Genomic DNA, 12,831 nt, shown 5'->3' with positions numbered 1-12,831 from the left:
TTCTCCAAATTGTAGTTTCAGTATATGAAAAAATGTTGCCTAACTAAATACTGTAGAAATATAAAGTTTAGATGAACTATCCAAACATATTATGCAGTAAAACTTTTCCAATACTTAACATCAGAATAATCACTGATGATCAGATAATGAGAGTACCGTTTTTGCTAGTATATCTCAGGTAAAATTTCTAGTATCTATTATACTAAGTTTAGCAACAGTATTGAATTGATAGTTAACCTTTATACAGGCGATTCCGCAATTTTACCTTTACTGACTTTATGAATGCAAACTCATCGAACTCCCTGTTAGCAGTTCCCTCTGGGGCATTAAAGATTCCTGAATATCCAGTTACGGATGTGGTTGGAGACAATCCCATACTTCTATCTTTGGTGATTCCCACGTATAAAGAGCGTGACAATATCCCAAATGTAGTCAGTATCTTGAGCCGATTACTAGATGAAGCTATACCTGGTAATTATGAACTGATTGTAGTAGATGATGATAGCCCAGACCTGACTTGGGAAGTTGCACAATCTCTGATGCCAGAGTATCCGCAGTTGCGGGTGATGCGACGTGAAGATGAACGAGGGCTGTCTTCTGCTGTGATTCGTGGGTGGCAAGCGGCTACAGGGAGTTTTTTGGGTGTGATTGATGGAGATTTGCAGCATCCACCAGAGGTGCTGACACAACTCTTGCAAAAAATGATAGATGGGGCAGATTTAGCCTTAGCTAGTCGTCACGTAGATGGTGGTGGTGTTAGTAGTTGGAGTGTGATTAGGCGCTTTTTATCTCGTGGGGCGCAAGTGTTGGGATTGATTATCTTGCCAGGAGTACTGGGAAGAGTTTCTGACCCAATGAGTGGTTATTTTATGGTACGACGGAGTGCGATCGCTAATACTACTCTTAATCCCGTCGGCTATAAAATTCTTCTGGAAGTCATTGGACGAGGAAACGTCAGGGAAATTGCTGAAGCTGGTTATGTATTCCGTGAACGTACAGAAGGTGAAAGTAAAGTCACGTCGAAGCAATATGTAGAGTATATCCATCACCTAGTACGCTTACGGGTATCTACTGGACGCATAGGAAAAATTCGCAGAAAAGTGAATTTCCCTGTTGGTCGATTTCTCCGTTTTGGTGCGGTGGGACTAAGTGGAGTATTTGTAGATATGGCAATACTTTATTTACTTAGTGACCCAACAACTTTAGCTTGGCCTCTTACACGTAGTAAAATCTTGGCTGGGGAAATTGCTATTTTCAATAATTTTCTCTGGAATGATGCTTGGACATTTGCCGATGTATCCATGCAGCAAAAAGGTTGGAAGCTAAGATTAAAGCGGTTTTTGAAGTTTAATGTGATTTGCTTGGCTGGGTTAGTATTAAATGTACTCGTGTTGAATATGGTGTTTAATTTCCTGATCCCTAATCGCTACATTGCTAACTTTATAGCGATCGCAGTTGCAACTATTTGGAATTTCTGGGTGAACCTGCAATTAAGCTGGCGGGTAACTGAAGTAAAATAAGCCCTCAATCAATCAGCCTGAATTCTGCTGTATCAGTTCTTGATTCTGCACTTCTGAACTTCTGTTAGCCAATTTCCCTATAATTGTGATGGGCATTGTATGATAAGAAATTGTGTCTTTAATTAGATTAGGGAATTCATGGCAAAGAAGAGCATGATTGAGCGCGAGAAAAAACGCGCTAAGTTGGTGGAACAGTATGCTGACAAGCGGGAAGCACTACTAGACGAGTTCAAAAGTGCTGAATCTCCCCTAGATAAGCTGGAAATCCACCGCAAAATTCAACAACTACCCCGTAACAGTGCGCCTAACCGTCGTCGTAATCGTTGCTGGGTAACAGGTCGTCCTAGAGGAGTATACCGGGATTTTGGACTATCTCGGAACGTACTGCGCGAATGGGCGCACGAAGGTCTTTTACCTGGTGTTGTTAAGTCTAGCTGGTAGTCAGTGGTCAGTAGTCATTAGTCCTTAGTCATTTACTGTCAACCAATGACCAACGACCAATGACCAATGACCAAATCAATTATTGACCACAACAACGATCAATTCCCAGACTTTCTAAGAGTAGATCGCTAACGGCGTTGGCGATCGCAAACTCTCCATAGAAGCTTTTAGAAAAATCAAATAACTGCATCTCTGTGACAATAGCAATTACCAGAGATCCCAAGTCGTTTTCTCCTTCCATCCTTTGTCGCACAAAAATTTGTGCTGCACGCTGGGCAATATTTTGATTAACTACTTCTGGAAGAAATTCTGCATCTAACCACCCTAGTAGTCGTTGTTGTAACCATTCCCCTTCTAGCTGGGGATTTTTAGATGGTGGCAGGGTAATTGCTGGAATTGGCTCAGTCATCTTTGTATATATTATATAGATTTTGTTATCTAGGGTAATCTCAGAAAAACGCAAACAGGTCTGATTACAGCAATTTGCGGTTTTCTGAGCCTTTTTGTGATGATTTTTTGAACTATGGAATATGATGTCGCTGCTATTATTCGAGGTTATGCTCAAGGTTATTTTCTCATGGCTGATGAGAGTGATAACTTAGGATGGTATGGAAGTAAAGAACGAACGTTAATTCCCTTAAATGAGAACTTCCGCTACCCCAAGTCATTGCAGCGGGTTCTCAACCAAGAGAGGTTCACAGTGGCAGTTAACCGTGACTTTCTGGGTGTGGTAGCTGGATGTGCTAACCGCGAAACCACTTGGATTTCCCCAGAATTACAAAAGATTTATTGGCTACTTTACCAGACTGGTTATGCTTATAGTTTTGAAACTTGGCAAGGTGATAAACTAGCAGGAGGAATTTTAGGGATTGTGATTGGTGGCCTTTTTATTGGTGAATCGATGTTTTACCACATTCCTGAGGGTTCTAAGGTAGCGATGGTTAAGTTGGTAGAAAGATTGCGCCAAAGAAAATTTATGTTGTTCGATGCACAAATGATGAATCCCCATTTGTCCAGATTTGGTGCTTATATAGTCAGTAATAAAGAATATGAGATATTACTCCAGCAGGCTTTACAACGTCCCTGTTCCCTAGAGTAATATCGTATCTGGTTAAATGCTGATCATTAGGGACGAAGCGGAGACGCGGGGACACGAAGACGCGGGGACGCGGGGACGCGGGGACGCGGGGACGCGGAGAGATTTTAATAATATTTGATTTTTGAAATATATGTAGTGACAATGCCAACCAAACCCTTGCTAAGGTGGGCAATGCCCACCCTACGAGACTTAAAATTTTCAGATATCATTTATGATTCCTACATAACCAATTTAACCATTGAAACTTCAAAATATGATTTACGCAGAAAAACTGATAGAAGCGGGAAACTTAAACCCCCTGAATTAGTTAAATTCTGAGTCAGAAGTAACGCGATTTTCTGTTACCAGTGTGAGGCTAATCCATGCACCTTTATCGTCATAGTTGCGGATTAAACGTTGGCGTAAGGTTGGTGTAATTAACCAACCCATCTCTAAAAATAAAGGTTGACGTAACTGTGCTTGTAAAGGGAAAGTTGCGGAAGCACCATTAGGTAAAAGTAATATTTGCACCTGCTTTTGGGGATTTTGATCAAAGAGGATAATTGAATCTTTGATAGTAGCAGTAGAAGTAATCGTGCGATCGCCGAAATGTGTATTTTGAATTAATTGACCAGTAGTATCAATTTCTAGTTTTAAGGTTGTAGAGAAGGTAGTGGGAGAACGCCAATCTGGGTAGATGGTAACAGCTTCACCCAGCCATTCTCCCAATAAGTCATCTACTTGCAAAGGTGAATTTTCTACTGCTTCCGTACCAGCTAAATGCTCACGAATCAATGTGAGACTTTCTATTTTTCCATTTTTATCAAACAATTCCACTAGACGTAAGCGACGATTTTCATGAATTAAACCTAGTTCTGCACCAAATTCAGAAAATGGACCTAGCTGCATGGAACCTTGAGAAAATGCCCCATTTTCAAAAAACAGTACACTTCTAGCTAGAGAACTATATTCTAAAACTTGTTCAGTGTCTCCTTGGCGAATAGTTTGACGGACTGTTTGATTATTATTCAAGCCTTCTATAGAAACTACACTTTTGATATCTTCTAAAAGTGTACCTTGAGGTGAATAACGAGTAAATGAACCTTGCCATTCACCTAAATTTTGCAATAAGCATTCCCATTGTTTAGTCATGTTTTAATTTTTTATGGTTTATTTTTTGTTTTTTAATTGTTTATTATTTAGCAAAACGGTGGACAGCAAATAAGCTACCCATTAATCCGACGATGGCACCAAAGCCTAAAAGGATGAGAGGTAAGAGTAAAGTTTGCGCTGTTGTGAGTTGTACACCGTTGCTAATAAATTTGATCAACTCAGGTTGATTGGCTAATAAGCGGTTGAGAAATTGTTGAGTTAGAGAAATGAAACTCCAAGCGATCGCACCACCCAGCAAACCAAAAGAAATTCCTTGTAAAATAAATGGTAGGTAAATCCAAGCAGAAGTGGCTCCCACCAGTTGCATGATTTCAATTTCCCGTCGTCGTGCCATGACAATTAGACGAATGGTGGTGGTTGTCACAGCGATCGCTGTTAAAGTCAGAATGATCGTAATTGTTAAAGTAATCCAGTTTAGCCCTTGGTGCAACTGAGCAATGCGTTTCACCGCTTCATCTACGTACTGCACCACATCAACTCCCTGCAACTTCGCTAACTCTGTCGCTAAAGAAGGTACAACTTGCGGATTTAAAGCTTTTACCTTCATTTCGTCAACTAGCGGATTATCCCCCAGCTGCTGAGTAGCACCGTCAATATCAGCAATACCCAATTCTTTAACTAACTTACTCCAAGCTTGTTCTTTGGTAATCACTTGTACCCCAACCACTGCCGGTATTTTCGCCACCAGAGGTTCAATGTTCACAGCTTGAATACCCGATTCCAGATAAACCGATAATTCCAACTGACTACCAAACTGGTTGAGGAGTTTTTCTACTTGCCAAGAAGTTTGCAGACTTAAGCCAAACAGAAATAATAACACTGTCACCGTACTAACAGCCGCCCAATTCATCCATCCTCCCCGCAGCAATCCCAGGAAAGTTTCTTTGAGCAGGTAGTCTAGTTTTGTGAAAAACTTAAACATTAGAAATAATCATTGCTGATTGGTAATTGGTACAAACTAAAATTATTACGGCCTTCTGTCAACTGTTTCCTATAGTCTGTTCTCTGTCACCTCCCAACTGACGATAGAATTGAATTAGTAAGACATTAATCATCAAGCCATCAACAATCATGCCCTCTGACATTGCTGTAGAGAAGAAAAAGTTAAAAAATCCACCTTTGCGACTTCACTATTTAGGCGATCGCGTTTTGCGTCAACCCGCAAAGCGTGTCACCAAAATAGATGACGAACTCCGTCAACTGGTGCGCGAAATGCTGCAAACTATGTACAGTGAGGATGGCATTGGTTTAGCTGCGCCCCAAGTTGGAATTAATAAACAACTCATTGTCATCGATTGTGAACCAGACAAACCGGAGCATCCTCCACTTGTATTAATTAACCCCGTCATTAAACAGGTTAGCAGTGAACTCTGCGTTGCTCAAGAAGGTTGTCTGAGCATTCCCAAAGTTTATCTAGATGTCAAACGCCCCCAAGTGGTAGAAATTGCCTACAAAGACGAATATGGCCGTCCCAAGACATTAAAAGCTGATGACTTACTGGGACGCTGTATTCTACACGAAATGGATCACCTCAACGGTGTGGTTTTTGTAGACAGAGTAGAAAATTCCTTGACTTTAGCCCAGGAGCTATCTAAAAATGGCTTCTCGTATCAAGCAGTGAAACCAGTAGCATAGGGTGACAGATTCGTGTATTTAACTCCAAAAAGCGGTTTGTTTTTAGGCGGTGCTTGTGTAAGTGCGATCGCAGCGGTAGGTTCTGTATTTGAACTCAGTTATGGACAACCAGATTTAGGTGTCCAAACCACCGCAATTATCCTGGCTTTGAGTATTCCCATCACCGTATTATTTTTCTTGGCCGCAGTGAGAGATGCACGGGCTAACATGAAATAAGCATCAAGGATACAAAGAAAGGTAGAGGGATGAAAAAAAATGCAAAATTCATTCTTTTACCTTTTATTTTTCCCAATATTTCAAATTTAGCAATCCGGTTTGATTACTTAAATTACTCGTAGCGGTAGGGAACAGGGAACAGGGAACAGGGAAGAAGGGAGAAGTGTACAGACTTTGTAAGCACAAAGCGCAGGCCACTTTCACAAAAATCAAATAGGAATCCTATAGAAGAATGCTATCAACTTCTACTCAACTATTGCGACTTTCCCAAGGACATCTCAACTTACTTGCAGCTTGTCCCCGCAAATTTCAGCATACCTATTTAGAACAACTCACCACGCCCGCAGATCCCCAACATGAAGAATATCAAACTTTAGGTAGTCGCTTTCACCTGCTCATGCAGCAGCAAGAAATGGGTTTACCAATTAATAGTTTTCTGCAAACAGATGCTCAACTGCAAAATTGGATGACTGCTTTTGCTAAAGTTGCACCTGAAATTCTCACACCTGACACAAATAACCAAACTTTTCGAGAAAGTGAACACTATCGTACTTTACAAATTCAAGATTTCTTACTTACAGTAATTTATGATTTATTAATTGCCGATCATCAGCAAGCACAAATTCTCGACTGGAAAACCTATCGCCAACCACCAAATAAAACCTCTTTAGCTAAAAATTGGCAAACACGTCTTTATCTGTATGTTCTAGCAGAAACAAGCGAATATTTACCTGAAAATATATCTATGACTTACTGGTTTGTCCAAGCTCAAGGAAAACCACAAAATATTAAATTCGACTATAATCATCAACAACATCAACAAACAGAACAGGATTTAAATCAACTATTAACTCATTTAAATGATTGGTTACAAAAATATCAACAAAACCAGCCATTTCCCCAAATAGCCGAATTTAAAAAAGCTTGTGAATTTTGTCAGTATGCTGTTAGATGTGAACGTCAAAAAGATAATCAAACAGAGATAATTATAAATTCTTTACCAAAGTTTGAGAACATCCAAGAAATATCAATTTGATATTTATAGCAATTATGAAAACTTCTGATGAAACAGATGCTATTTATGTCCGGGAATTAGGAATTGATGATATCGCTCCTGTTTACCACTTGGGTGAAGAACTATTTACGAGCGAGTTATATCCTTACTTATACCGCACCTGGGATGAATGGGAAGTAATTGGACTTTACAACACAGATCCAGAATATTGCCTGGTTGCGGAAACAGAAGGTGAACTTTCGGGATTTATTTTGGGAACTATTATTACTAAAGCATCGTGGAATTATGGTTACATTTTGTGGTTAGGTGTAAATCCCAAATTTCAACGTCGAGGTGTAGCAGATATATTAGTTGATAAAGTCGTTGCCAGAATGATTGAAGATGGAGCGCGGTTTATGTTGGTAGATACAGATCCTACTAATACCCCAGCCGTGAAATTTTTTAACCGCAAGGGTTTTGGTAATATCCGCCAGCATATTTTCCTATCAATGAATTTAAGTAAACACCCATATTATGGCAAACTCATTGATTACGAACATCAAAAAGCAGAAAGAGCCGGTTATAGACGTACACGCCCTGCTATTCGTCCTCGTAAATCAGAAGGAGTTGCCGGTGAAGTAGTTCTTAATCCCTTAGTCAGTGAATCTACAAATGATGTCATTAACGATAATGATTTATAAACTTTGAGTTTTTAATTTTGAATTTTTTCATTTTGAATTGATAAAATGCAGTGGATTCTGACAACAACTGAACAACCCCCGGAATGGTTTATTCAGACAGTTAAACATCATACATCCCTATCTAGTGGAATTTTCGCCGCCCAATTACTTTGGCAACGGGGTATACAAACTGAATTACAACTAGCCGCATTTGTAAACTATCAAACTTATCAACCAGCTAGTCCCTTTGAATTTGGACAAGAAATGTATTTAGCGGTAAACCGTTTAAAAAAAGCCGCTCAATCTGCTGAAAAAGTGGCAATTTGGGGAGATTTTGACGCTGACGGTATTACCTCAACTGCTGTATTGTGGGATGGTTTAGGACAGTTTTTTGAACAAGATAGACAATTAACTTATTACATTCCCAACCGTTTAAAAGAATCCCACGGACTAAATCAATCAGGAATTGATAATTTAGCTCAACAAGGTTGTAAATTAATTGTCACTTGTGACACAGGTAGCACAAATATTGCAGAAATTATTTATGCACAGCAATTAAATATAGATGTCATCGTTACAGACCATCATACTTTACCCCCCGAACGTCCTCCAGTTAATGCCATTATCAACCCTCGTTATTTACCCAAAGAACATCCTTTATTTCATCTTTCTGGAGTTGCGGTAGCTTACAAACTGGTGGAAGCATTATATGAAACTTTGCCAGATGTACCCCAACATCCATTAAGTGATTTATTAGATTTAGTAGCCATAGGTTTAATTGCAGATTTGGTACAATTAACTGGTGACTGTCGTTATTTAGCACAATTGGGAATTCAACAATTACACACAGATCATAAAAAAACAGTTACAGAAAAACGACGACCAGGAGTAGGAAAATTATTAGAATTATGCCAGAAAAATGGTGATCGCCCCACAGATATCTCCTTCGGTTTGGGGCCAAGAATCAACGCTGTTAGTCGCATTCATGGTGACGCTAGTTTCTGTGTAGAATTACTAACTAGTCGAGATATTAAACGCTGTCATCAATTAGCAGAAGAAACAGAATTAGCCAATTCTCGTCGTAAGTCTTTACAAAAAGATGTCCAAGCCCAAGTAGCAAAAAAACTGACCCAATTAGACTTATCAACTACCAACGTCATTGTTTTAGAAGATCCGCAATGGGCTGTAGGTGTATTGGGTTTAGTTGCTGGACAAATAGCACAGGAAACAGGCCGCCCGACGATTTTGTTAAGTACAGAAAACTCTCTTTCTGACTCAGACACTTCTGACAACTCAGCACTTTTAGCCCGTGGTTCGGCACGTTCGATTAATTCGGTTGATTTATATCAATTAGTTAAAGAACAAGCACATTTATTACATCATTTTGGTGGACATCCTTTTGCAGCAGGTTTGAGTTTGTTAGTTGAAAATATTCCTTTATTTACCGATGCAATTAATCAAAAATTACGACAATCTTTAGGAGGAATGAATCTCACACCCACAGTCCAAGCCGACTTAGTAGTAACTGTTGCAGATTTGGGGAAAGATTTATTTTTAGAACTCAAAGTTTTAGAACCATGTGGAATGGGAAATCCAATTCCTAAACTATTAATTAAAGACTGTTGGTTTGAAAATTCTTGGCATCGAAATCAGGAAGATTTTAAAGGTAATAAAATACAATATATTAAAGCTGAGTTTGATATTCGGGATGATTCGAGTAACAGTACTTTTCCTGGTATTTGGTGGGGACATTATAAAGACGATTTACCTATAGGTAAATGTGATTGTATAGCAGAAATAGATTTTAATAGCTATAAAAAACGCTATGAAATTAGATTAATTGCTGTGCGTCCCTGTGTTGATTCGGAACTGAAAACTCAAAATTCAGCAATTATTTTAGACTGGCGAAATCAAGAGTATTCAGAACTCAGTAATAAAAACTCAGCGCTGATTATTAAAGATTGTCCCACTAATTGGGATGATTTGCGTGCATGGTTGAGAAAGTCGGTTTATAATCAACAACAATTAGCGATCGCTTGGTCGAAACCCCAAAACCCAGCACCTAGGGAAGTTTGGCTGAATCTGGTAGGAATTGCTAAATATCTCAGCCGCACAAATCAACCAGTTACCCGCATACAACTTTTAGAAAAACTGAGTATCAGCGACCAAACATTACATTTAGGATTTAAAGCTTTAAAATATTTAGGGTTTACAATTCAACGTCAAGATCGTAATTTCCAAATTACCTGGAATACTAATAACGCTTCCGAAAGTCTTGTTGATAATGCTGTTAAGCAATTTTTATCCGCTGTCAAAGAAGAACAATTTCAGCGAGAATATTTCGCCACAGTTCCTCTCTCTATTATTCAAAGCAACGCTTTTTAAAATAATTCGTAATTCGTAATTCGTAATTCGTAATTCGTAATATTAAATCCGGCTAATTGCTTTTCAAAACAACTCTCCGCGTCCCCCTATCAGCACTAATGATCATTTCCGGACACGATATTACTTCTTTTAGTAGTCTGCATATATCTGTAAATAGCGGCAATATTTCGAGCATCATCAATACCCCGGTGATGTGTACCTTGTAATTCCATCTTTAAATGTTTAAGGGCTTGTGCCATACCAAACTTATGAGATACACCCAAATATTCTGAAAATTCATTTTTGATATTTCTGTGTTCAGAACCAAAAGGATAGGTAACATGATGATATTTACAATCTTGTAAAAATTGTGATTTGTCGTAATTACCCCAAGAACAGAAGATATAATGAGGAAATAAATTCATCCATTCTGTTAATTTTGACATCACCTCTGGGAAATGGGGTGCTGCGTCAACTTGTTCCTGAGAAATACTAGTTAATTCTGTACAAAAAGCTGTAAGTTGCGGATTTCTTACAGGTTTAATAAATTGTTGAAACTCAGAATCAATTTCCCAGGTTTTTCTATTCAACATTACCGCCCCAATTTCGATAATTTCCATTTCGTGACGGGGAATGCTACGTTCATTACAACAAGTAGCTTCAAGATCAATGATGAGAAAATAGTGATTCATAAATAATTCAAGATTCAAAAGTCAAAAGTCAAAAGTAATTAGTGAATTTCTGGTTATGGCAAAGACTTTAATTTGAAGGAAAAGGTTTAAGCCATCCAAGTACGATAGCAGTATCTAGAACAAAAGCAGCAACAGCAAAGGATAATATACTTTCTCCCGATAATGTCAAAAAAGGCAGAATCGTGCCAGTATAATTCCAGCCAACTTCTATCTGAGTTAATCCCCGCACCAAGCCAAAAGCAAAGACACCACCAGTATTGAGGTGAGGATTTATGTCAGTGCGGATAATATACCGATATGTAATACCAAATAGCAAACCAGAGAAGCCAGCTATGGCGCTACTCAGTAAAAATTGTAAATTAACTAGATGAGATTTATCCAGAATCAGTATGGGAAAGTACTTAGCCAGCACAAAACTATTAATAACACTGGTGATGAGAAAAGCTACTCCCACAGATAAACCGCCTATAATGCCCGCTTTTACCGATTCTACGCGTTCTGCCATCAGTTTCATAAACTTAGCAAGTTCCTCTAAATATAGTTAACAAATCAACTGCCTTTTCACTTTAGGTCAGAATCCCAACAATTTTAAACCACTAGTTAAGTAACCAGTGGTATTTTTATTTACTGAACTGCTTTCTTTAACTCTTTAAACAACAATCTACAGCCATAAGCCGCAGTTTGACTGATAACGAGATTGCCAAAGCCTTTTTTAACCTCCCTCTCTTTCACGCTAGACATAACCTGTTCCGTGTTCATTGAAGCAGTCAAAGACATTTGCATAGTTTGCATGGTTAGGTTTATTGTGGCCTCAAGTTGTGGCGCTAATTCCTTGTTAACCATTGGTAACAAATTTTGGGAAAGCGATCGCTTAAATTCCCTCAACGCTTCAGCTTGCATCTTGGCTACTACTTTTTGTTTCCATAACTCTGGGTTGTCCTGGAATTGTGCGCGGCGGGAGTCGTAAAACTCACCCAACTTTTGACCAATTTCATTTTGAGGACGAGCGCGAACTGGTGCGATCGCATCCAAAACCCACAGAAACAACTGAGTACGACACAATTTAGAACCCGCGCCGGTATTCATAGTTTCCCTGTCGCCGCTGGAATATTCATCCTTAGCCATACCCAGCCTACGTTTAAACCTTCCCAATGACTCAAACTTTGTAATCGGGTAAACTTGGCTAATCAGCAGCGCCTGTGGTCTAGTCCCAATTCCGAACATAGTCATAACCTTACGGTAGGGGATAAACTCAGGAGCTTCCAGAACTTCCAGAATTTCTGATTTAATTTCTGACTCCCATTCCTCCAAATCACACAGCAAGTTAGACAGACGGCGGGTGAAAGTAGAAATCTCTACCCTATACTTGGGAGCAATAGACTTTTTGTAAAGATTGTCGTAGTAACTATTTTTTCTAGCTTTACGCTCACGACCTGCTAACCATGCCCAAAGCGGTGGCAAGTCATCCCCTCTAGCCGGTGACTGCTTTAAAGCAGCTTCTGGAAACTCACGAGCTAATTGTTGTCTGGCACGATTGATCACAGGGGACTGAATGCGGTTAAGTGATTGCAATTGTAACCAAAGTGTCCGTAACCGCGATACTTTGCCGGCTTCAAATTGAAGGAAGAAATCATCATCTTCCCAGTGAGCTAGAGCGTAGGCTGCAAGTGCCAAAGCATCAGCTTGGTCATTTTTATCAGGTAGCTTGTGTTGTTTGCGGTAATGCACAGCCTCTTGGTGTCCAACCCAAAGAACCTTAATTCCTTCACTTTGACAAATGTGCGCCCAAATCCAGGAATAATGCACACCTGTAGGTTCCATAACAACAGCATCAGGTTTGAGCATCAATAACTTTTCAACCCCATCAAAATTAGCTTTAAAAGTTAAAGGGTCATCATCTTTAGAACGTCTATTTTCTCGAAAATGTGTTCTAAAGTTTTTAGGAATTGATGTTAATTCCCAAGCAACAACACTGTTTTTACAAACGTCTAAACCAATTATTTTCATTAAGTTTTCAAGGTACAGATTGGGTTTACTT

Annotated in this window: 14 protein-coding genes; 8 read left to right on the top strand and 6 right to left on the bottom strand. The window is 39.2% G+C overall.

Translation table 11 applies throughout. The features are described 5' to 3' along the window. The first annotated feature begins 278 nt into the window (after positions 1-278). Positions 279-1,520 carry a glycosyltransferase gene (locus tag H6G68_RS13005; RefSeq protein WP_190907029.1) on the top strand — a complete coding sequence of 414 codons (1,242 nt, stop codon included), beginning with the start codon at positions 279-281 and terminating at the stop codon, positions 1,518-1,520. 138 nt (positions 1,521-1,658) lie between these two features. Then, the gene (gene rpsN, locus H6G68_RS13000) at positions 1,659-1,961 is read left to right on the top strand and encodes a 30S ribosomal protein S14 (protein WP_071188558.1); all 303 of its coding nucleotides are present in this window, start codon (positions 1,659-1,661) and stop codon (positions 1,959-1,961) included. A 79-nt stretch (positions 1,962-2,040) separates the two neighbouring features. Here the strand turns inward: rpsN and H6G68_RS12995 are convergent, their stop codons facing one another. Next, positions 2,041-2,370, bottom strand: coding sequence for a hypothetical protein (locus tag H6G68_RS12995; protein ID WP_190711687.1), 330 nt, complete (start codon positions 2,368-2,370; stop codon positions 2,041-2,043). A gap of 114 nt (positions 2,371-2,484) precedes the next feature. On the opposite strand from H6G68_RS12995, the gene aat reads away from it, so the two are divergent. Next, on the top strand, positions 2,485-3,060 hold the full coding sequence (gene aat / locus H6G68_RS12990) for a leucyl/phenylalanyl-tRNA--protein transferase (RefSeq protein WP_190907028.1): 576 nt from the start codon (positions 2,485-2,487) through the stop codon (positions 3,058-3,060). A 303-nt stretch (positions 3,061-3,363) separates the two neighbouring features. Here aat and H6G68_RS12985 read toward each other — a convergent pair whose 3' ends face one another. Together H6G68_RS12985 and H6G68_RS12980 are read right to left on the bottom strand one after the other, a co-directional pair. Further along, positions 3,364-4,191 (bottom strand): DUF3598 family protein, encoded by an 828-nt coding sequence (locus H6G68_RS12985; RefSeq protein WP_190907027.1) that lies wholly within the window; start codon positions 4,189-4,191, stop codon positions 3,364-3,366. 43 nt (positions 4,192-4,234) lie between these two features. Continuing rightward, a complete protein-coding gene (locus tag H6G68_RS12980) occupies positions 4,235-5,134 on the bottom strand; it encodes a cell division protein FtsX (RefSeq protein ID WP_190907026.1) in 900 nt (299 codons plus the stop codon). A 149-nt stretch (positions 5,135-5,283) separates the two neighbouring features. On the opposite strand from H6G68_RS12980, the gene def reads away from it, so the two are divergent. The 5 genes from def to recJ all read left to right on the top strand — a co-directional run bounded on the left by def (position 5,284) and on the right by recJ (position 10,122). Then, on the top strand, positions 5,284-5,847 hold the full coding sequence (gene def, locus H6G68_RS12975; protein ID WP_190907025.1) for a peptide deformylase: 564 nt from the start codon (positions 5,284-5,286) through the stop codon (positions 5,845-5,847). 12 nt (positions 5,848-5,859) lie between these two features. After that, complete coding sequence (locus H6G68_RS12970; RefSeq protein WP_190711682.1) at positions 5,860-6,063, top strand: hypothetical protein; 204 nt, start codon at positions 5,860-5,862, stop codon at positions 6,061-6,063. 232 nt (positions 6,064-6,295) lie between these two features. Continuing rightward, positions 6,296-7,099 carry a PD-(D/E)XK nuclease family protein gene (locus tag H6G68_RS12965; protein WP_190907024.1) on the top strand — a complete coding sequence of 268 codons (804 nt, stop codon included), beginning with the start codon at positions 6,296-6,298 and terminating at the stop codon, positions 7,097-7,099. Positions 7,100-7,113: 14 nt separating this feature from the next. Beyond that, positions 7,114-7,758 carry a GNAT family N-acetyltransferase gene (locus H6G68_RS12960; protein ID WP_190907023.1) on the top strand — a complete coding sequence of 215 codons (645 nt, stop codon included), beginning with the start codon at positions 7,114-7,116 and terminating at the stop codon, positions 7,756-7,758. A gap of 45 nt (positions 7,759-7,803) precedes the next feature. Beyond that, a complete protein-coding gene (gene recJ / locus H6G68_RS12955) occupies positions 7,804-10,122 on the top strand; it encodes a single-stranded-DNA-specific exonuclease RecJ (RefSeq protein ID WP_190907022.1) in 2,319 nt (772 codons plus the stop codon). 95 nt (positions 10,123-10,217) lie between these two features. Here the strand turns inward: recJ and H6G68_RS12950 are convergent, their stop codons facing one another. The 3 genes from H6G68_RS12950 to H6G68_RS12940 form a co-directional block, all read right to left on the bottom strand. Further along, on the bottom strand, positions 10,218-10,793 hold the full coding sequence (locus tag H6G68_RS12950) for a 3'-5' exonuclease (protein ID WP_190907021.1): 576 nt from the start codon (positions 10,791-10,793) through the stop codon (positions 10,218-10,220). A 67-nt stretch (positions 10,794-10,860) separates the two neighbouring features. Next, positions 10,861-11,307, bottom strand: coding sequence for a hypothetical protein (locus H6G68_RS12945; RefSeq protein ID WP_190907020.1), 447 nt, complete (start codon positions 11,305-11,307; stop codon positions 10,861-10,863). 110 nt (positions 11,308-11,417) lie between these two features. Beyond that, positions 11,418-12,800 (bottom strand): IS110 family transposase, encoded by a 1,383-nt coding sequence (locus tag H6G68_RS12940; protein WP_190907019.1) that lies wholly within the window; start codon positions 12,798-12,800, stop codon positions 11,418-11,420. Positions 12,801-12,831: the final 31 nt, after the last annotated feature.

The organism is Anabaena catenula FACHB-362 (assembly GCF_014698735.1).
In the GTDB taxonomy this organism is placed as follows: Bacteria; Cyanobacteriota; Cyanobacteriia; order Cyanobacteriales; family Nostocaceae; genus Anabaena; species Anabaena variabilis_A.
Note: the sequence above shows the minus strand (reverse complement) of the source record. Positions and strands in the feature narration are given on the sequence as shown.

Coding starts and splice junctions, on each gene's coding strand:
- aat (WP_190907028.1), top strand. CDS start 2,485: ATGGAATATGATGTCGCTGCTATTATTCGAGGTTATGCTCAAGGTTAT.
- rpsN (WP_071188558.1), top strand. CDS start 1,659: ATGGCAAAGAAGAGCATGATTGAGCGCGAGAAAAAACGCGCTAAGTTG.
- def (WP_190907025.1), top strand. CDS start 5,284: ATGCCCTCTGACATTGCTGTAGAGAAGAAAAAGTTAAAAAATCCACCT.
- H6G68_RS12960 (WP_190907023.1), top strand. CDS start 7,114: ATGAAAACTTCTGATGAAACAGATGCTATTTATGTCCGGGAATTAGGA.
- H6G68_RS12965 (WP_190907024.1), top strand. CDS start 6,296: ATGCTATCAACTTCTACTCAACTATTGCGACTTTCCCAAGGACATCTC.
- H6G68_RS12945 (WP_190907020.1), bottom strand. CDS start 11,307: ATGAAACTGATGGCAGAACGCGTAGAATCGGTAAAAGCGGGCATTATA.
- H6G68_RS13005 (WP_190907029.1), top strand. CDS start 279: ATGAATGCAAACTCATCGAACTCCCTGTTAGCAGTTCCCTCTGGGGCA.
- H6G68_RS12980 (WP_190907026.1), bottom strand. CDS start 5,134: ATGTTTAAGTTTTTCACAAAACTAGACTACCTGCTCAAAGAAACTTTC.
- H6G68_RS12950 (WP_190907021.1), bottom strand. CDS start 10,793: ATGAATCACTATTTTCTCATCATTGATCTTGAAGCTACTTGTTGTAAT.
- recJ (WP_190907022.1), top strand. CDS start 7,804: ATGCAGTGGATTCTGACAACAACTGAACAACCCCCGGAATGGTTTATT.
- H6G68_RS12995 (WP_190711687.1), bottom strand. CDS start 2,370: ATGACTGAGCCAATTCCAGCAATTACCCTGCCACCATCTAAAAATCCC.
- H6G68_RS12940 (WP_190907019.1), bottom strand. CDS start 12,800: ATGAAAATAATTGGTTTAGACGTTTGTAAAAACAGTGTTGTTGCTTGG.
- H6G68_RS12985 (WP_190907027.1), bottom strand. CDS start 4,191: ATGACTAAACAATGGGAATGCTTATTGCAAAATTTAGGTGAATGGCAA.